Origin of the sequence: Bacillus cereus G9842 (genome assembly GCF_000021305.1) — a bacterium.
Taxonomy (GTDB): domain Bacteria; phylum Bacillota; class Bacilli; order Bacillales; family Bacillaceae_G; genus Bacillus_A; species Bacillus_A thuringiensis_S.
Genome location: NC_011772.1, coordinates 2,674,921 through 2,692,596, shown reverse-complemented (window position 1 = coordinate 2,692,596; position 17,676 = coordinate 2,674,921). Strand labels below are relative to the sequence as shown.

Sequence of the window (17,676 nt, the reverse complement as noted above, 5' to 3'; positions counted from 1 at the left end):
AATTATATTTTTGATTTTAAATGTTTGGAATTATGGATGTCGAGATGGATTTTTAAAAAATTATAGAAATTTAATTTTACTATAAATAAAGGAGCAGTTAGCCAAGTGTAACTAATCGATATATAGATATTATATTGAGTTATGTATTGTATTCGAGGAGGAATAAAGAATGTGTACGTATTGGGAAACGTATTTAGAGAATTCTCCGAGAAGCAAGAAAAAAATAAATGAGCCGTTAGCAAAAGCTAACGGCAAACAGGGATGTCACACTAGATGTATTTATAATATTAAAGAAATATTGATTTTTATTCAAATGGAGAGAAGTAGGCTATTAACATGGAGATGCATAAATTCATATCCTGTAAGTAGTAAATTAATGACGGGATAGGTTGAAAATGGATGATCCGATTAAGGAGATAGTTGGTGCTTGGTTTGTTGCAATAGGGACAATTATTGCTGCGGTTGGTAGTACACCTTTTAAAAAATTGAATGACGAATTAAGAAGAGATTTAAACGTATGGGGGAATGTATTACAGGCAACAGGGAACGGCCTAGAAGCTGATGGACAAGGGGAAATATCTCTTGAAAAAATTGGTAATGAAATCCAATCAATTGGTAATGTAACGGTTTTAACAGGACTCATTATAGAATTTGAAGATAATACACAAAAAAAAGTAGTGATTGCAGGGAATTGGATTCAAGCATTAGGTGGTATTACATCAATAGGTGGTGAATTAGAGGATAGTTCCGACATAGATGAATCGTATAACATTGTTGGGAATGTGTTACAAGCGACTGGAAATTCATTACAGGCAATAGGTGGAATAGATGAATTGAAAGCTAGTCGGGATAAAGTGGAAGAAATTTCGGAAGGAAATGAGGAGGATGGACAGATTATAGTGATTACGGGGAGCTGGATTCAAGCGGTTGGTTCAGTAGTTTCATTAATCGGTCAAATAAGAGAAGAAAGACAAGAGATTTTAGACAACAATTCATAGTGAGTTTAATAAAATATTCTTTTTAAAGTGAAAGCAAACAGAATATAGTGCGAATAGAAAACTAGAGAATGCCAATTTCATTAAGGGTGTTTTAAGACTATGTATGCTAGGTTCTTTGCTTTCAAGTTAAAAGTTCTTTCATTGGAATATTCACTAAAGAGACTTTCAAGTGAATAAGATACAGAGAGGTGACTATATGAATAAACAATATAGTCACCTTTCTATTATGATAACATTTTCGTCATAAGTATATGTGGAATGCTATCTTCCATGAATATATCAGAAGAAGTTTGATAGCCTAATTTTTTATAAAATCCTTCAGCTTGTGTTTGACCGTGTAGCTTCACTTTTGTAACTTGTTCGTTACGAGCAATTTCTTCTAACGTTTGAATGATAACTTTACCTAATCCGTATGTACGATAATCTTTTAAAATACAAATACGTTCTAATTTTCCGACACCATCAACAAATCGTATACGCCCTGTGCCTACAGGAAACTCATGATAATAAACTAAAATATGTTTACATTGCTCTCCGATTTCATCGAATATATCGAATTCATCTGCAAGAGGGACACCTTGTTCTTTTACAAATACTTCTTTTCGAATGTGAAAGGCAGTTTCTAAATCAGTAAGTTCTGTTATAAGTTTGGATTGCAAAATGTTCAGTCCTTTCTAGTGTAATCAGCTTGTGTTTTCATAGTATATCATAATAAAGTGCTATTAAGAGAAGATGAACATACTAAAAAGCCAACTTTAAAAAGTCAGCTTTTATTACAATTCCTTTATCCCATTTTTAGTGCAGATAATTGCTTTACTCGTCATACTTATAAACAATCCTGTTTCAACTACACCAGTAATCATTTTTAATTGGGTGTGTAAATGGGCAGGATTAGAAATATGATTAGAGAATATACAATCGATAATCATGTTATTGTTATCGGTTATATAGGTTTCATTATTTTTCAAACGTAATGTTGTTTGACACCCTAAAGACTGAATTTTATTTTCGGTTTGTTTCCATGAAAAAGGGATGATTTCAACAGGTAATGGAAAATTACCTAAATGTGTTACAAGTTTCGATTCATCAGCAATGATAATTAGTTCTTTAGAGGAAGAGGCAACGATTTTTTCACGAAGTAATGCACCACCACCGCCTTTTATAAGTTGTAAATTTGAATCGATTTCATCCGCTCCATCAATTGTAAGATCAAGACTTTGTACGTCGTTTAACGAAATTAGGGGGATATTTAGTTGCTGTGCTAATGCTTCAGTTTCCTTTGATGTCGGTACAGCTTGAAATGATAATCCTTCTTTTACATACTCACCTAATTTTTGTATTGTCCAATATACAGTAGAACCTGTACCAAGCCCAATCTTCATGCCATCATTTACAAAGTTAGCAGCATATTCGCCAGCGAGTTGTTTTAAATTCATCGCTTTACTCCGCCGGACGTGGCCCAGCATCAAGACTTGAATTTTCAACTGTAAGTACCGGACGAACGACTATATCTTTATGTACACGCATTTGACAAGATAATCGTAAATGATCTTCAATCCCTTTTTCCGTCATTGCATGTTTCTCATTCGCACTCGCTTCACAGAAATCACCTGCTAGTATTTCTACTCTACAAGTCGTGCAACGTGCATTCCCGCCGCAACGATGGAGAATGTTGACACCGCTATCTTCAATTGCTAATACTAACTTTGTTCCTTCTTTCACATCAAAAGTTCCCGCACCTTCAATTGTTAATTTTGGCAAATTTGTTCCTCCTCACGTAAAATTGTACATAACATATTTATGACCGCGAATTCTTGAACATAAACATTATTTTTTTATACCCCCGTAACTTTTTTAAATGTAGAATCGTTTATTAAGTAAGCGCTGAAAAGGAGTGGTTATTTTGTGCACAAAAGTAACTCATGTTTTAAAGAATCATATCGATATGAATCATTCAAATATAAATTTTTTAATTGAACAATATGGAGAGCTAAAAAGATACTGTACTTTTTTAACGAAAAACAAATGGGATGGGGAAGATCTCGCCCAAGAAACGGTGTGTAAAGTGCTTCAAAAATATAGAAATAAAGATATTTGTATGACACTCGTCTATAAAATAGCTAGAAATCGTTGGTTAGATCAGATGAAGTCTAAGTCTGTTCATGAAAAAATAAGAGAACAAATCACTGTTGAAGAACCACATGAGAACATTGCAGATTTGCATGAAATGGTAGGGAAAGTATTGTCTTCATTAAATGTACAGCAATCCGCAATTTTATTATTAAAAGATGTTTTTCAATATAGTATCGCTGATATTGCTAAATTGTGTTCTGTATCAGAAGGTGCAGTGAAAGCTTCTTTATTTCGGAGTAGAAATAGGCTGAAAACTGTAAGTGAAGAAGGGATCGAGATAGTCGAATTCACAGAGGATATTGAAGTTGTTGTAACGTCTATTCGTGAGGAAAGACCGGAATTGTTAACGAAACTTCTTCCGACAATAGATTTTACTAAGTTACCATCTAAACAGCCAGTCTTATTATTTAGTGTAAAAGAACCTTCTTCCTACAGTTGTATGCTTTGCGTTGCATAACAAGTATTGGGGGGATTTAAAATGAATGCAATTCCATATGTAGTAGAACAAACAAAAATAGGAGAACGTTCCTATGATATATATTCAAGGCTATTAAAAGACCGCATTATTATTATCGGTTCAGAAATTAATGATCAAGTAGCGAGTAGTGTCGTAGCTCAACTATTATTTTTAGAAGCAGAAGATGCAGAAAAAGATATATATTTATATATCAATAGCCCAGGAGGTTCAACGACAGCAGGTTTTGCAATATTAGATACGATGAATTTAATTAAACCAGATGTACAAACGCTATGCATGGGCTTTGCGGCATCATTTGGTGCATTGTTATTATTATCAGGAGCAAAAGGAAAACGGTTTGCGCTCCCTAACAGTGAAATTATGATTCATCAGCCGCTTGGTGGTGCACAGGGGCAAGCAACAGAAATTGAAATAACAGCAAAAAGGATATTAAAGTTAAAGCATGATATTAATAAAATGATTGCAGAAAAAACAGGCCAACCGATTGAAAGAGTAGCGCATGATACAGAAAGAGATTATTTTATGACCGCAGAAGAAGCTAAGGAATATGGAATTGTAGATGATGTTGTTACGAAAAAATAAGATGAAAAGGCTAGAGGATATGTTAATTCTCTAGCCTTTTTATTAATCTTTTACCCATTCATCAACTAATGCTTGATTTTTTTTAATCCATTTTCGCGCAGCTTCTTCAGGATCTTTTGTTTTATTTAACATGACCATTAACGTACCAAGTTGTTCATCGGTCATTTTCCATTTATCAAAGTATTTTATAACATCTGGGTGATCTTTTTCGAAACCTTTACGAACGGAGTAATAAATGTCATCTTTTTCACCATATACTTTCTTAGGGTCTTTTAAATATTTTAAGTCAAATTCTGAAAAACCCCAATGCGGATTCCAAAGCGTAACAGCGATTGGTTTCTTTTTCGTATATGCTTTCTTTAATTCACTCATCATCGCAGCTTCTGAGGATTGGACAAGTTTTAGTTTTATATCATATTCTTTCATTGCTTTATTCGTTAAATTCATAAGACTACTACCAGGTTCGATACCGACAATTTTATTATCTAATTCATCTTTATGAGCATTTAAGTCTTCAATACTGTTAATATTTTTCACATAGGAAGGTACGACTAGACCAAGTCCAGTACCTTCGTACCATTTTGATTTTAAGACAATATCATCTTTATAACGATCGTTTAGCGGCTTATCCGTAACGGGTAGCCATACTTCTAAATTCGCATCAACATCACCACGAGCGACACCAGTCCAAATTGCGGCTTTTTCTAAATACATGAGCTCAACTTTGTAGCCTTTTTCTTCTAATAAAACTTTCCACATGTTTGCAGTTGCAATATTTTCTTTCCAACTTGTTACACCAAGTTTAATTTTCCCTTTCGAATTTGCATTTGTTGCATTACATGAAGTGAAAATCATAGTAATAAATAATGCAAGGCATATAAACCAAATTTTCTTTCGCATCGAAAACCTCCTAAGTAGTGTTTGCCTTATAAAATAAATGTATAAGTAAGCATTCTTATTATGAACGGAAACGAGAATTTTAAAGAAATCTTATGAATGTCATTTTTATGTAATATTTCTTTGCAAAATCGCAACACTATGTGAATAGATGGGTAGAAAAGGAGTAGTGACATGGATAATACAAAGGTGCGTGTTGAAAACGTAACAAAAGTATTCGGGAAACATCCGCAAAGAGCCCTTTCTTTATTAAAAGAGGGGAAAAGCAAATCGGAAATTTTAAAAGAGACAGGAATGAACGTTGGTGTAAAAAAAGCAACGTTTGAGGTATACTCTGGAGAAATTTTCGTTATTATGGGTTTGTCTGGTAGCGGGAAATCTACGCTAGTTCGTATGTTAAATCAATTGATTAAACCAACTGCAGGTCATATATACATAGATGGTGAAGACATCGCAACGATGGGAAAAGAAGAGTTACGGAGAGTAAGAAGAACGAAAATGAGTATGGTATTTCAGAAGTTCGCTCTATTTCCGCATCGTACGGTTATACAAAATGTTGCATATGGTTTAGAAATACAAGGGGTTTCGGTAGAAGAGCGAGAGAAAAAAGCGTTAGAATCGCTACAGTTAGTAGGACTCGATCATCATAAAGATAATTATCCAAGTCAACTTAGTGGTGGTATGCAGCAGCGCGTTGGAATCGCAAGAGCACTAACGAATAATCCAGATGTATTACTAATGGACGAGTCATTCAGTGCATTAGATCCACTTATTCGAAAAGAAATGCAAGATGAATTGTTAGAGTTACAAGATAAAATGGAAAAAACGATTATATTTATTACACATGATTTAGATGAAGCGCTTCGAATTGGGGATCGTATCGCATTAATGAAAGATGGAGAAATTGTCCAAATTGGAACGCCAGAAGAAATTATGATGAGCCCCGCTAATGAATTCGTAGAAAAGTTTGTTGCGGATGTGAATTTAGGAAAAGTAATTACAGCGGAATCTATATTAAAACGACCAGAAACTTTATTAATTGATCGTGGACCACGTGTAGCCCTTCAAATTATGAGGAATGCAGGTGTTTCAACTGTATATGTTGTCAATAAAAAGTATGAGTTTTTAGGTATATTAACCGCGGATGATGCGAGTAAAGCAGTTCAAAAACAATGGCCGATTGCTGATTTATTACTTAATGATATTCCGCATGTGTATTTAGATACTTTACTGGAAGAGACATATGCAAAAATGGCGGAGATGAAATATCCGTTACCAGTAATCGATGAGAAGAAAAGGCTAAGAGGAATTATTAAACGTGAAAGTGTCATTCAAGCTCTTGCAGGAAACATTGAGGAAGAGGTGAAAGACGATGAATAATATACCACGTATTCCTTTAGGAGAATGGGTCGACTCATTTGTTGCAAGTTTATATGAGCACCTTGAAGGCATATTCCGAGGTTTCTCTTATATTATCGGCGGATTCGTTGATTTACTCACTAATTTTTTAACAATAATACCGGCCATATTGATGATTATTATCCTTTGTTTCCTCATTTGGTACACAACGAGAAAAGTATCATTAATTATTTTTACACTAATCGGCTTATTGTTTATTTTAAATATTAACTACTGGGCACAAACGATGCAAACATTAGCACTCGTACTTACGTCTGTTATTATTTCAATTATTGTCGGAATTCCAATTGGAATATTAGCATCTCAAAATGAACGTTTTTCAAAATTTTTAAAACCAACATTAGATTTTATGCAAACAATGCCGGCATTCGTATACCTCATTCCAGCGATTACATTTTTCGGAGTTGGTGTAGTACCTGGAATTATTGCATCGGTAATCTTTGCAATGCCACCTACAATTCGTTTTACTGACTTAGGAATTAGACAAGTTCCAGAAGATTTAATTGAAGCAGCGAATGCATTTGGATCCACAGCATCACAAAAACTATTTAAAGTACAATTACCACTTGCAACCGGAACGATTATGGCTGGTGTGAACCAAAGCATTATGCTTTCGTTATCAATGGTTGTAACAGCGTCACTTGTAGGAGCTCCTGGGCTTGGAGTTGATGTATATCGCTCGGTAACACAAGTTAATATCGGAATGGGATTTGAAGCTGGATTAGCTATCGTAGTAATCGCAATTATATTAGACCGAATTACACAAGGGTTCCATACGAAAAGAAAATAATGACCAAAAAACACACTTTTATACTACAAAGTGTGTTTTTTATTGCATCCAGTTTACATACGAACGATAACAGAACCTCCAGCTGGTGCACAAACTTGGTTTTGCTGTTGTTCCATGGATTTAATTAATTGATTATTTTCTTCGATTAATGAGATTAATTTAGCTAACTGACTTTCAAGGCTAGCGATGCGCGGCATCATATATTGTGAATCATGATGCAATGTATTCCTTACAGGATGGGGGGAATAAACATACTGTTGATTTATATTTGGATTCCAATGAGGATGCATTTGAATCGTTCCTCCGTCAATAAATTACGGATCTTTCTTATAGTAAATGCCTATATATATTTAATGGTTACTTGAAATTTTTTCATTATAAAAGGAGTATGTACAGAAAATGGAAAATATTATATGAAGTTAAAGTGCTTTTTTTGAAAAGATTCAAGCGAGATAGTGCGTATATTAATACATTTAAGTGAATGCATGTTGTTTAGGGAGAAATGATGGGAGGAGATGCAATTTTGGCTAAAAATAAAAAAAGAAATGATGCTTTGGCAATAGGTGTCGGTATAGGGGTTGTAATCGGTGTATTTCAAGGGCACTTTACAAATAATTTAGTAATCGGAATTGTGATTGGGATTATAATTGGGATTGCGTTTTTGAAGAAATAATGAGGTGTAAATTCATTTCAAAAATTGCTGTATAAAGAGAATGAAAATTCGGAATAAGGAACTTATTTTTCCTTTTTTTGTGATATTATATATGAAAAGGATGGTGATGGATATGTCAACAAACAATCAAGTAGAACAAAACTGCTTCATTTGCGAAAAACATAAAGGAAATATTATAGTTCCAGGTGGAGCTATTTACGAAGATGAACTCGTTTACGTTGGACATGTCTACTGGGATAGTGAAGAAACATACCTAGGTTATGTAATGATAGATATAAAAAGACATGTACCTGGCCTTGCTGAACTAACAGATGAAGAAGCGAAAGCGTTAGGACTTATAACAAGTAGAGTAAGTAAAGCGCTAAAAGAAAGCGAAGGTGCAGAGCATATTTACACTTTTGTTTCAGGAAATGGTGTACCACATATGCATATGCACATTATTCCACGTTATCCCAATACACCAAAAGAATTTTGGTCACCAACCGAAGTAGCGAAATGGACTGGTGCACCATATGGTGATGAAGAGAAAATAAAAAAACTATGCGAAAGAATACGTAAGTATATGGTAAATGAGTATGCATACAACAAATAATACACAATATTCATGGGTTGGAAATATAGAAATGTGTTTAGGAGAAATTTCAGTTAAGCAATATGGTGATATTGTACTTGGTAAATATGGCGGGAATATAAGTGCTGGAGCGAAAAAGAATGAAGATGGTGCGTTAGTTTGGTCGAATGATGATTGGGAGTTTACAGCTATTTTAGATGGACATAATAGTGCGGAAAGTGTTGATTTAGTAGTAAATACAATCGAAAAAGAATATGAAAATATAAGAATAATTTTGAATGAACCAATTGATACAGTATTTCGATCTGTTGAAAATCATATACTTTCAATTTTTCAATCCTCTTCATTTAAAGAAAAATGCCAAAGAATTAAAGGTGAAACAGCTTGCTTACTATGTGTAAGAAAAGAAAATTATATATGGTGGCTTTCTATTGGTGATTGTTTAGTGTATGTATTTCATGAAGAGTTACATAAGTTAGGGCAATATGCATTAAATCAACGTCATTTTTACGAATGGATTGGAAATGTAAACACATTTGATTTACCTGTTCCTTGCTATTCATCAGGTATTCGTGAATTACGTACTGGAAAGAACCGAATTGTAATGGTGACAGATGGGGTATTAGAATGCGGGGAACGCCGATATGAAACGCCATTAAATCTGTATAATAATATGAATAGAAATAATATTAAACTTAAAGAAAATGTTCACAATGTTTTAGAACATGTTCATCATCAATTCGGACGAGATAGTGCGACCATTATTAGTTGGGATGTTGAAAATAAAGATAATGCTACGTATCCGAGTGATCAGCCGGAGAAAAGGTAAAGGAGGAGGCCTTTCTGTTTCTTTTGAAACTAATTGTCTTATTGTTATGGATTATAATTTTAATTTTTTTAGAAAAAATCGTGAGGAAGAAGTTAAATATACCGAGACAAACAGGATGGAATAGTAAATATGTCAGTCAATCACATAAATGGGGACAATGGATCATCATTATTTCTTATGTAGTACTTATGATGATAGGTTCAATTTGGAATCCAATATACATGACTTATATACCAATTTTCTTTTTTATGACGTTGTACATTTTTCAAGGATATATGCAGTGGAAATATGATAGTAAAGCAAAAGAATATATTATTTCGTTTGGAATTGTTCCGTTATTAATAATTACAGGTATTATTTTGAATGTATTCTATAATACGTATTGGTGATGGATGGTCATACAAATAAAGGGTGAGAAAATGATAAGACCACATTTACGGGCTGAAGTAATGATTGTAAACGACGAACATTCAAAAGTACTAGTACAATGTGATGAAAACGAATCATTTTATCGTTTTCCAGGTGGCTCTATTGAATTTGGTGAAACGTCAAAAGAAGCAATAATTCGAGAGTTAATAGAAGAATACGATTTGAAAGTTCATGTTCAAGAGTTAGCAATTGTAAATGAACACATTTTTGAGTGGGACAACGAAAAAGGTCATCATTGTACATTGATATATTGGGGGACTGTTGAAAAAATCATTACAAATGAAATAAGGCATAAAGAGCATGAGGATATTATATTAATTTGGAAAAGTCTAGAGGAATTACAGGAGAAGCCGACATATCCTGAAGGAATCATAAGTTATTTAGAAGGGGATAACCGTAATATAGTCCAATTTATTTCAAGTAATTAAATGAAATAATAGGAGGGGTGAAAATAGGAGCTTCTACTTTTTGGATTATAACTATTGTTTTTTGTATAGCTGTCTATTTTCTCGATAAGTTTTTAAGAAAAAAATTGAATATGCCCAAGGGTGGTTTTTGGGGATATAAGAAACATGTAAATAGTTTACATAAAAAATTGGAAATAGGACTACTTTTTATTTATTTAATAACTAGCTTTATGTTTATCTTTAAATTCGAAAGTGTTAATATTGCTTATGTCATTTTTACTTATTTAGGTGGGAAGTTAATCTTAAGAGCATTGATGGAATGGAAGTATGATAGAGAGTCGAAAGAATATATATTTTCGGTAATTGGGGTATTCACGTTTATTTTTATGACTTCGATACTATTTTACTTCTTTCCACCTGCTGTATAATAAAAAAATTGATAGTATAAATAATAAGATAACTAACGAATAAGAAACCATTTACTTAGGAATAAACGGTTTCTTATTCTGTGTATGAAATTCTGTCTTTTTCATTCAATCATTTATTTTAGCTAGTATGAATGTAATGAAATTTGTTTTGTCCTCCGCATACTTATGTTTATCAGTAGGATTAGCTTGTGAAAGTTGAATTTTTAATTGTTCATACTGTATACGAGATGTTTTATTGTCTATTAAGTAATCTCGAAATTGTAATTGTTCTATTAAATATTTATTTCCTTGTTCATACATATGAATTTGATGAGTTCGTGGCTCTCCTTTATTAAAATAGTATCTTTCAGGCAATACATCTTTTCTGTATTTATAATTTAGTAGTTCCAACTTTGCGATACATTGTATGCCAACTGCATTATCTTTTAGTTCTATTGCTATATCAATAATTGGCTTTGCACTTAAATATGGAATAGAAGTACTACCAATATGGTGTATCGCTAAAATATGTTCGCCAATTTGTTCCTCAATGATTTGTTTCTCTTTCATAAACTCAATTTCCCATTCTTCAGTCCACGGCACTAAAAACACTTTCCCATACGGTAAACCTAACATTTAATTAGCACCTCTTTCAAAATAGTTTTCAAAAAGTTTATTACATCTTCTTAAAGCTTCTCAAAACAAGGTGTTCCCACAATCTCCAAGGAAGAATTTTCTTCGCGAAGATCATAAATTTCACACCTTTACCGATTGGATATCGTAAATTTGTACGCTTAGATTCAGCAATTTCTACAATTTTATTAGCAACCTCTATCGGATGACCAAATGTATCACTACCGCTATTAATATGTTTTTGTATTTTATCCATATATTCTTTGTAAGGAGATGTTGTATCAGATTGGTTTTCAGCTAGTTGTTTACCAACCTCCCATATATTTGTGTTGTAAGAACCAGGTTCAATTAAAGCGACGTCTATTCCGAAAGGTTTTAATTCTAAGCGAAGCGATTCACTCCAGCCTTCTAATGCATATTTTGAAGATACATAAGGAGATAAACCAGGAAATCCAACTTGGCCGCTAATGCTGCTTATATTAATGATTTTTCCGCTTTTTTGTTCTCTCATATATGGTAAAACAAGCTGGGTAATTGATATAGCTCCAAATAGGTTCGTTTCAAATTGTTTACGGTATTCCTCTACTGGAATTTCTTCTACAAAGCCGCCATTTGCATATCCTGCATTATTAACAAGAAGGTCTACTTTTTGTATTTCTTTTAAAAATAATTGGAAGTTATGTATAGAATTTTGATCGGTTACATCTAATTGTTGAACTTTTATATTGTGCTGTAAGTTAAGTTGAGTAACTTGAGATAGTAAGTTCACTTGTTTTTCAAGGTTTCGCATTGTAGCGATAACTAAATAATCTTTTTTTGCGAGTTCGAGTGTAGTTAATAGTCCAAATCCACTTGAGGCTCCTGTAATTATTGCGATTTTTTTATTCATTTTCCGCCAGCTTTCTTTTTCTTTTATCATAACGAGTTATGATAAGAAAATCTATTATTCTTACATTTAGTATGAAATCAATTTGTATGTAAAAAAGGGGATTATAGGGAATGAGCGTATATAGAGTAGTGTATATTAATATGATAATGAAATGAGGGAAAAAAATGGTCCATGTGAAAGATGTATTAGCAGATCAGCTATTAGCGAATGCAAATGATCCTAGTTGGTATATGCCATTTTCCGATGCAGTTAAGGATTTATCTGAGAGGGAAGCTTGCTGGAAACCGAATGAAGAGAGTAATAGTATAGCTGAAATCGTACAACATTTACTGTATTGGAACTCTACGTGGCAAACTAGGTATAAAGAATCAAATGTGAATGCAGTACCCGCTATAGGAGATAATAACAAAAGTTTTATGCTTTCAGATAATCAAACTTTCGATGAATTACGGGAAAAACTACTAGAAAAACTGTTACAATGGCAAAATCTCATTAATGAAGAAAAGGTTGAAAGTGATGTAGTGGGATTTCCTGTTTCTGCAAAGTGGTGGGAAGTGTTAGCGAATGTAACAACTCATAATGCATATCATATTGGGCAAATTATTTACATCCGAAAATTACAGCAGAGCTTTGAGAATGAATAAGATAATAGTTCTCAAATTAGGTGAACAAAAGTGGACAAAACGAGACATCTGTCTCATTTTGTCCACTTTTTTATTATGAAAGAAATGAGAAAACCCATGAAATCAAGGATTAGAATTTGGCATAGTACTTGCAATATAACAGACGAACAAGAAAATAGGAGGGCTGGACATGTTAAAAACAACTGAAAGTAAAGGGAATGAAATTACGAAAGAACAAGCTCGTTGGATGTATAAAAAAATGTTAGAGATTCGTAAATTTGAAGATAAGGTGCATGAATTGTTCGCGCAAGGCGTTTTGCCAGGTTTCGTTCATTTATACGCAGGTGAAGAAGCGGTAGCAGTTGGTGTATGTGCCCACTTAACGGATAGTGACAGTATTACAAGTACACATAGAGGTCATGGACATTGTATCGCAAAAGGTTGTGATTTAAATGGTATGATGGCTGAGCTTTTCGGGAAAGCGACAGGGTTATGTAAAGGCAAAGGTGGTTCCATGCATATTGCCGATTTAGATAAAGGAATGCTTGGTGCAAATGGCATTGTAGGTGGCGGTTTCCCACTTGCTTGCGGTTCAGCATTAACAGCTAAATATAAAGGAACAAAGGATGTAAGTGTTTGCTTCTTCGGTGACGGAGCAAATAATGAAGGGACATTTCATGAAGGGGTTAATTTAGCAGCGATTTGGAAGTTACCGGTTATTTTTATCGCAGAAAATAATGGTTATGGTGAAGCAACTACATTTGAATATGCTTCAAGTTGTGATTCTATTGCCAATCGTGCAAAAGCTTATAATATTCCAGGTGTTCAAGTAGATGGAAAAGATCTTCTCGCTGTATATAAAGCTGCTGCAGAAGCAGTGGAACGTGCGCGTAATGGTGATGGTCCAACAATTATTGAATGTATGACATATCGTAATTATGGTCATTTCGAAGGTGAAGCGCAAACATATAAAACAACAGAAGAAAAAGAAGAACATTTAAATGAAAAAGATGCAATTGTGAATTTCCGTAAGCATTTAATTCATGAAGGTTTATTAACAGAATCTGAACTTGTTGATATGGAAAAAGCAGTAGATGATGCAGTACAAAGATCCATTGAATTTAGTGAAAATAGTCCATACCCAGACGATGAAGAATTATTAAAAGATGTATACGTTTCTTACAAATAAGAGGAGGGTGAAAAATTATGACTAGAACAGTAAGTATGTCAACTGCAATTAATGAAGCGATGAAAATCTCAATGCGTCGTGATGAAAATGTAATTTTAATAGGTGAAGACGTTGCAGGCGGTGCACAAGTTGATCACCTGCAAGATGATGAAGCTTGGGGTGGTGTTCTTGGTGTTACGAAAGGACTTGTACAAGAGTTTGGTCGAAATCGTATATTGGATACACCAATTTCTGAAGCGGGTTATATGGGAGCTGCGATGGCAGCTGCTGCAACTGGGTTACGTCCGATAGCTGAGTTAATGTTTAATGATTTCATCGGCAGTTGTCTTGATCAAGTATTAAACCAAGGTGCAAAATTCCGCTATATGTTCGGTGGTAAAGCGAAAGTACCCGTTACAGTACGTACGATGCATGGTGCTGGTTTTAGCGCAGCAGCTCAGCATTCGCAAAGTTTATACGCATTATTTACAAGCATTCCAGGTATTAAAGTTGTCGTTCCTTCCACTCCATATGACGCAAAAGGCTTATTATTAGCGGCAATTGAAGATGATGACCCAGTAATCTTCTTTGAAGATAAAACACTTTACAATATGAAAGGTGAAGTGCCAGAAGGATACTATACAATTCCATTAGGAAAAGCAGATATTAAACGGGAAGGTTCTGATTTAACAATTGTCGCAATCGGAAAGCAAGTTCATACAGCGCTTGCAGCTGCAAAGCAATTATCGAAAAAGGGGCTTGAAGTAGAAGTAATTGATCCACGATCTTTATCACCGCTTGATGAAGATACTATTTTATCATCTGTTGAAAAAACAAATCGTCTTATCGTCATTGACGAAGCGAATCCTAGATGTAGTATTGCAACAGATATTGCGGCAATTGTGGCGGATAAAGGTTTTGATTTGTTAGATGCACCTATTAAACGAATTACAGCACCACATACACCTGTTCCATTCTCACCGCCACTTGAAAAGTTGTATTTGCCAACGCCAGAAAAAGTAATTGAAACTGTATCAGAAATGATCGGAGACCAATCTTTATTACATGTGTAATAAAACGATGAGAAGGGAGAGAGACACATGGCTGTAGAAGTTGTAATGCCGAAGTTAGGTATGGCGATGAAAGAAGGTATTATTACGAGCTGGAATATTAAAGCAGGCGATAATGTAGCAAAAGGAGAACTGATCGCTAGTATTAACTCAGAAAAAATTGAAACGGAAATTGAAGCACCCGCTGATGGTACGGTACTTGATATAGCTGTAAGTGAAGATGAAGGAGTGCCGCCTGGTACTGTAATTTGCTACATCGGTAAACCGAATGAAAAAGTAGAGATGAAGGAAAGTACACCTGTTATAGAAGAAAAAACATCTAATATAGAAGCGCAACATGTACAACATCCAGAACCTTATGTGAAAGAAGTGGCGAAGCAACGAATCAAAATTTCACCTGTAGCGAAGAAAATTGCAAAGTCTGAAAATCTGGATATCAAGGCATTAGTTGGCACAGGTCCTGGCGGAAGGATTACAAAGGCAGATGTATTAAAAGCACTTGAGGTAAGAGGAAACGTTCCGGAAATATCTGAACGAGAAGAAAGTAACGCGGTTCCTGTTACTGGTATGCGTAAAGCAATCGCAAATCGTATGCACGCAAGCTTACAAAATAGCGCACAATTAACGTTAACGATGAAAGTAGATGTAACAGATTTAGTTGCTTTACATAAAGAAATAGCAGAAGTTGTACAAAAAAGATATGATAACAAACTAACCATTACGGATTTCGTCTCTCGTGCTGTTGTATTAGCGCTTGGGGAGCATAAAGAAATGAACAGCGCTTATATAGATGATGCAATTCATCAATTTGAACATGTTCATTTAGGCATGGCAGTCGCATTAGAAAAAGGGTTAGTCGTTTCGGCTATTCGCTTTGCAAATAATTTATCTTTAGTAGAGTTGTCTAAAGAGATTAAGAATGTGGCACAAAAGGCACGAGCAGGTAGCTTAAGTAGTGATGATATGCACGGAACGACATTTACAATTAGTAATTTAGGTAGCTTTGGTATTGAATATTTTACGCCGGTATTAAATACACCTGAAACTGGTATTTTAGGTGTAGGTGCAATTGAACATGTTCCTGTATATAAAGGGGAAAAACTAAGAAAAGGAAGTATGTTACCTTTAAGTTTAACATTCGATCATCGTGTATTAGACGGTGCACCAGCAGCTGCATTTTTACGCACAATTAAACATTATTTAGAAGAACCTATAACAATTCTTTTATAAAGAGAAGGTGAGAGAATGGATAAATTAGTTGTTATTGGGGGTGGACCTGCTGGCTATGTAGCAGCAATTACCGCGGCTCAAAATGGCAAAGATGTCACTCTTATTGATGAAGCTGACCTTGGCGGAACATGTTTAAATGTTGGGTGTATGCCTACGAAATCACTGTTAGAAAGTGCTGAAGTACATGACATTGTGAGAAAAGCGAATGATTATGGAGTTACGATTAATACAGAAAATATCTCAATTGATTGGGGTCAAATACAGGCGAGGAAATCACAAATCGTAAAGCAACTCGTCCAAGGAATACAATATTTAATGAAGAAAAATAAAATTAAAGTTGTAAAAGGAAAAGCGAAATTCGAAACGGATCATCGTGTGCGAGTTGTACAAGGAAATAAAGAAGAAGTAATTGATGGAGGGAGCTTTATTATTGCAGCTGGTTCCGAACCTACAGAATTACCATTCGCTCCGTTCGATGGAAAATGGATTTTAAATAGTAGCCATGCAATGTCTCTTGAGAGTGTACCATCTTCATTGTTAATCGTTGGCGGTGGTGTAATAGGATGTGAGTTTGCAAGTATTTATAGTAGACTCGGCACAAAAGTATCGATAGTTGAGATGGCACCGCAATTACTACCTGGTGAAGATGAAGATATCGCGAATATTTTAAGAGAGAAATTAGAAAAAGATGGTGTGGAAATTTTTACGGGAGCAGTTTTAAAAGGATTAAATAACTATAAGAAGCAAGCTTCATTTGAATACGAGGGAATTACTCACGAAGTAACTCCAGAATTTGTTCTTGTTTCTGTAGGAAGAAAACCACGAGTACAACAATTAGGATTAGAAAAGGCAGGAGTTCAGTTTTCAAATAAAGGGATTGCTGTGAATGAACATATGCAAACGAACGTATCACATATTTACGCAGTTGGTGATGTGATCGGTGGAATTCAGCTTGCTCACGTTGCCTTCCATGAAGGAACGACAGCAGCATTACACGCAAGCGGAGAAGACGTGAAAGTAAATTATCACGCTGTTCCCCGTTGTATATACACAGCTCCAGAAATAGCTAGTGTCGGGTTAAGTGAAAAAGGTGCAAGAGAACAATATGGTGATATTCTCATTGGAGAATTCCATTTTACAGCGAACGGAAAAGCTCTTATTTTAGGAGAACAAACGGGTAAAGTAAAAGTCATTGTGGAACCTAAATACCAAGAAATTGTAGGGATTTCTATTATCGGTCCTCATGCAACTGAACTTATTGGTCAAGGGACCGTAATGATTCATACAGAAGTTACCGCTGATATAATGAGAGATTATATTGCAGCGCATCCAACCTTATCTGAAGCGATTCATGAAGCATTATTGCAAGCTGTAGGACAGGCTGTACATGCTTAAATCGAATTATAATAAACCACTATTCTCTAAATGAATGAGAGAATAGTGGTTTGAA

The 17,676-nt window shown here is 34.5% G+C and carries 24 protein-coding genes; 17 read left to right on the top strand and 7 right to left on the bottom strand.

Annotation, left to right across the window (positions count from 1 at the left end; translation table 11 throughout):
• The first annotated feature begins 169 nt into the window (after positions 1 to 169).
• Both BCG9842_RS13475 and BCG9842_RS13470 read left to right on the top strand, forming a co-directional pair.
• On the top strand, positions 170 to 388 hold the full coding sequence (locus BCG9842_RS13475; protein WP_000337734.1) for a hypothetical protein: 219 nt from the start codon (positions 170 to 172) through the stop codon (positions 386 to 388).
• 7 nt (positions 389 to 395) lie between these two features.
• Positions 396 to 998, top strand: a complete 603-nt coding sequence (locus tag BCG9842_RS13470) for a DUF6944 family repetitive protein (RefSeq protein ID WP_000342603.1) — start codon at positions 396 to 398, stop codon at positions 996 to 998.
• Between the two features lie 224 nt (positions 999 to 1,222).
• Here BCG9842_RS13470 and BCG9842_RS13465 read toward each other — a convergent pair whose 3' ends face one another.
• From BCG9842_RS13465 to BCG9842_RS13455, 3 genes are all read right to left on the bottom strand, one after another.
• Positions 1,223 to 1,657: a GNAT family N-acetyltransferase gene (locus BCG9842_RS13465; protein ID WP_001190875.1), complete on the bottom strand. Its 435-nt coding sequence runs from the start codon at positions 1,655 to 1,657 to the stop codon at positions 1,223 to 1,225.
• A gap of 114 nt (positions 1,658 to 1,771) precedes the next feature.
• Positions 1,772 to 2,434, bottom strand: coding sequence for a ribose 5-phosphate isomerase A (gene rpiA / locus BCG9842_RS13460; RefSeq protein ID WP_001049995.1), 663 nt, complete (start codon positions 2,432 to 2,434; stop codon positions 1,772 to 1,774).
• Positions 2,435 to 2,438: 4 nt separating this feature from the next.
• Complete coding sequence (locus BCG9842_RS13455) at positions 2,439 to 2,759, bottom strand: 2Fe-2S iron-sulfur cluster-binding protein (RefSeq protein WP_001125391.1); 321 nt, start codon at positions 2,757 to 2,759, stop codon at positions 2,439 to 2,441.
• A 142-nt stretch (positions 2,760 to 2,901) separates the two neighbouring features.
• Here BCG9842_RS13455 and BCG9842_RS13450 point away from each other — a divergent pair, with 142 nt between their 5' ends.
• Together BCG9842_RS13450 and clpP are read left to right on the top strand one after the other, a co-directional pair.
• Positions 2,902 to 3,588, top strand: coding sequence for an RNA polymerase subunit sigma-70 (locus BCG9842_RS13450; protein ID WP_000337517.1), 687 nt, complete (start codon positions 2,902 to 2,904; stop codon positions 3,586 to 3,588).
• 21 nt (positions 3,589 to 3,609) lie between these two features.
• Positions 3,610 to 4,191 carry an ATP-dependent Clp endopeptidase proteolytic subunit ClpP gene (gene clpP, locus BCG9842_RS13445; protein ID WP_000991608.1) on the top strand — a complete coding sequence of 194 codons (582 nt, stop codon included), beginning with the start codon at positions 3,610 to 3,612 and terminating at the stop codon, positions 4,189 to 4,191.
• 42 nt (positions 4,192 to 4,233) lie between these two features.
• Here clpP and BCG9842_RS13440 read toward each other — a convergent pair whose 3' ends face one another.
• Positions 4,234 to 5,091, bottom strand: a complete 858-nt coding sequence (locus BCG9842_RS13440; protein ID WP_001227626.1) for a glycine betaine ABC transporter substrate-binding protein — start codon at positions 5,089 to 5,091, stop codon at positions 4,234 to 4,236.
• 171 nt (positions 5,092 to 5,262) lie between these two features.
• On the opposite strand from BCG9842_RS13440, the gene BCG9842_RS13435 reads away from it, so the two are divergent.
• Positions 5,263 to 6,468 carry a quaternary amine ABC transporter ATP-binding protein gene (locus BCG9842_RS13435; RefSeq protein WP_000370608.1) on the top strand — a complete coding sequence of 402 codons (1,206 nt, stop codon included), beginning with the start codon at positions 5,263 to 5,265 and terminating at the stop codon, positions 6,466 to 6,468.
• Positions 6,461 to 7,297, top strand: coding sequence for an ABC transporter permease (locus BCG9842_RS13430; protein WP_001059837.1), 837 nt, complete (start codon positions 6,461 to 6,463; stop codon positions 7,295 to 7,297). The genes BCG9842_RS13435 and BCG9842_RS13430 overlap by 8 nt, the downstream gene beginning before the upstream one ends.
• Positions 7,298 to 7,350: 53 nt before the next feature.
• Here the strand turns inward: BCG9842_RS13430 and BCG9842_RS31000 are convergent, their stop codons facing one another.
• The gene (locus BCG9842_RS31000) at positions 7,351 to 7,587 is read right to left on the bottom strand and encodes a hypothetical protein (RefSeq protein WP_000553346.1); all 237 of its coding nucleotides are present in this window, start codon (positions 7,585 to 7,587) and stop codon (positions 7,351 to 7,353) included.
• Positions 7,588 to 7,802: 215 nt separating this feature from the next.
• Between BCG9842_RS31000 and BCG9842_RS13420 the strand changes: the two genes are divergently transcribed.
• From BCG9842_RS13420 to BCG9842_RS13395, 6 genes are all read left to right on the top strand, one after another.
• Entirely contained in the window at positions 7,803 to 7,970 is a 168-nt protein-coding gene (locus tag BCG9842_RS13420) for a hypothetical protein (RefSeq protein WP_000508401.1), read from the top strand.
• Positions 7,971 to 8,061: 91 nt separating this feature from the next.
• Complete coding sequence (locus tag BCG9842_RS13415; protein WP_057187477.1) at positions 8,062 to 8,562, top strand: HIT family protein; 501 nt, start codon at positions 8,062 to 8,064, stop codon at positions 8,560 to 8,562.
• Positions 8,540 to 9,370: a PP2C family serine/threonine-protein phosphatase gene (locus BCG9842_RS13410; protein WP_057187472.1), complete on the top strand. Its 831-nt coding sequence runs from the start codon at positions 8,540 to 8,542 to the stop codon at positions 9,368 to 9,370. The genes BCG9842_RS13415 and BCG9842_RS13410 overlap by 23 nt, the downstream gene beginning before the upstream one ends.
• 23 nt (positions 9,371 to 9,393) lie before the next feature.
• Entirely contained in the window at positions 9,394 to 9,759 is a 366-nt protein-coding gene (locus BCG9842_RS13405) for a DUF4181 domain-containing protein (protein WP_000767737.1), read from the top strand.
• 30 nt (positions 9,760 to 9,789) lie between these two features.
• Complete coding sequence (locus BCG9842_RS13400; RefSeq protein ID WP_000620904.1) at positions 9,790 to 10,227, top strand: NUDIX domain-containing protein; 438 nt, start codon at positions 9,790 to 9,792, stop codon at positions 10,225 to 10,227.
• A gap of 23 nt (positions 10,228 to 10,250) precedes the next feature.
• Positions 10,251 to 10,634, top strand: coding sequence for a DUF4181 domain-containing protein (locus tag BCG9842_RS13395; protein ID WP_041488163.1), 384 nt, complete (start codon positions 10,251 to 10,253; stop codon positions 10,632 to 10,634).
• Between the two features lie 105 nt (positions 10,635 to 10,739).
• Here the strand turns inward: BCG9842_RS13395 and BCG9842_RS13390 are convergent, their stop codons facing one another.
• Together BCG9842_RS13390 and BCG9842_RS13385 are read right to left on the bottom strand one after the other, a co-directional pair.
• A complete protein-coding gene (locus BCG9842_RS13390) occupies positions 10,740 to 11,249 on the bottom strand; it encodes a GrpB family protein (RefSeq protein WP_000901210.1) in 510 nt (169 codons plus the stop codon).
• 40 nt (positions 11,250 to 11,289) lie between these two features.
• Positions 11,290 to 12,135, bottom strand: coding sequence for an oxidoreductase (locus BCG9842_RS13385; protein WP_001034809.1), 846 nt, complete (start codon positions 12,133 to 12,135; stop codon positions 11,290 to 11,292).
• Positions 12,136 to 12,299: 164 nt separating this feature from the next.
• Between BCG9842_RS13385 and BCG9842_RS13380 the strand changes: the two genes are divergently transcribed.
• The 5 genes from BCG9842_RS13380 to lpdA all read left to right on the top strand — a co-directional run bounded on the left by BCG9842_RS13380 (position 12,300) and on the right by lpdA (position 17,621).
• Entirely contained in the window at positions 12,300 to 12,779 is a 480-nt protein-coding gene (locus tag BCG9842_RS13380) for a DinB family protein (protein ID WP_000233789.1), read from the top strand.
• A 169-nt stretch (positions 12,780 to 12,948) separates the two neighbouring features.
• Positions 12,949 to 13,947: an acetoin:2,6-dichlorophenolindophenol oxidoreductase subunit alpha gene (gene acoA / locus BCG9842_RS13375; protein ID WP_000921300.1), complete on the top strand. Its 999-nt coding sequence runs from the start codon at positions 12,949 to 12,951 to the stop codon at positions 13,945 to 13,947.
• Between the two features lie 17 nt (positions 13,948 to 13,964).
• Positions 13,965 to 14,999, top strand: coding sequence for an acetoin:2,6-dichlorophenolindophenol oxidoreductase subunit beta (gene acoB / locus BCG9842_RS13370; protein ID WP_000198884.1), 1,035 nt, complete (start codon positions 13,965 to 13,967; stop codon positions 14,997 to 14,999).
• Positions 15,000 to 15,026: 27 nt separating this feature from the next.
• Positions 15,027 to 16,226, top strand: coding sequence for a dihydrolipoamide acetyltransferase family protein (locus tag BCG9842_RS13365; RefSeq protein WP_000257760.1), 1,200 nt, complete (start codon positions 15,027 to 15,029; stop codon positions 16,224 to 16,226).
• A gap of 15 nt (positions 16,227 to 16,241) precedes the next feature.
• Positions 16,242 to 17,621, top strand: coding sequence for a dihydrolipoyl dehydrogenase (gene lpdA, locus BCG9842_RS13360; RefSeq protein WP_000359763.1), 1,380 nt, complete (start codon positions 16,242 to 16,244; stop codon positions 17,619 to 17,621).
• Positions 17,622 to 17,676 lie beyond the last annotated feature (55 nt).